Here is a 1,002-nt window from a genome sequence, read left to right on the forward strand (position 1 = left end):
TTGCCGCCCCGGCGCCGTCATGGCGGCGGCGGACCGATTTACGATTAAAGTCTTCGGAAAGGGCGGCCACGGCGCTCATCCGCATGATACAAAAGACGCCGTCCTGATCGGTTCGCAAATCGTTTCCTCTTTGCAGCACATTGTCAGCCGCAAAGTCAATCCGATTCAATCCGCCGTCATTTCGACAGGCTCCTTCATCGCCGACAATCCGTTTAATGTCATCGCAGACCAAGCAGTACTCATCGGCACAGCGCGTTCTTTTGATGAAAATGTCCGGGACATTCTGGAGAAAGAAATTGAAGCGGTTGTAAAAGGAATATGCAGCATGCACGGCGCGTCCTATGAGTACACATATGAACAGGGTTATCCAGCGGTTGTGAACCATCCTGCAGAAACGAACCACTTGGTGAGCACCGCAAAGAATACCGAGGGCGTTCAGCAGGTCATTGACGGTGAACCACAAATGGGCGGCGAGGATTTTGCTTATTACTTACAAAACGTGAAGGGCACTTTTTTCTTTACAGGCGCCGCTCCCGAACAGCCAGAGCGAGTCTATTCCCACCACCATCCGAAATTTGATATCAACGAAAAAGCCATGCTGACAGCGGCCAAGGTCCTTGCCGGCGCTGCGATCACCTATCATCAGCTATAAAAAAACAGCCGGAGTGTTTATTCTCCGGCTGTTTCCTTTAATATCCTCAGATGAAAAACATGTCTTGCCGTTTCTCCAAGCTGAGCAAGCAGCTTATAATTGGCAATTCCGCCGACTGCCGCTCCTACGCCCGGCAAAAGCTGAAAAAGCTTCACGACGTCGATATAATCGCGATATTCCTGCTGGAACACTCTCCAGTCGATGCTCTTTTTCTCCGTCTCCCAATTTTCGATGACAGAAAAAAGCGACTTACGGCCATCGTCACTCGAAAACGCAAGCTGAAACACGAGCAGCAAAAATATCCTTTCTTGTGCATCCTTGACATCAAAGCCGTAAATGGAAGACAAGGT

The 1,002-nt window shown here is 49.8% G+C and carries 1 protein-coding gene and 1 pseudogene; one reads left to right on the plus strand and one right to left on the minus strand.

The features are described from left to right. Window positions 1-652, plus strand: a pseudogene (gene sndC / locus ACWHAR_RS23460) (N-acetyl amino acid acetylase SndC); the annotation flags it as partial. 17 nt (window positions 653-669) lie between these two features. Here sndC and ACWHAR_RS23465 read toward each other — a convergent pair. Continuing rightward, window positions 670-1,002, minus strand: a 333-nt coding sequence (locus tag ACWHAR_RS23465; protein ID WP_452087998.1) for an EcsC family protein, incomplete at its 5' end; no start/stop codon positions are given.

This window comes from Bacillus sp. LR--39, from assembly GCF_053613335.1.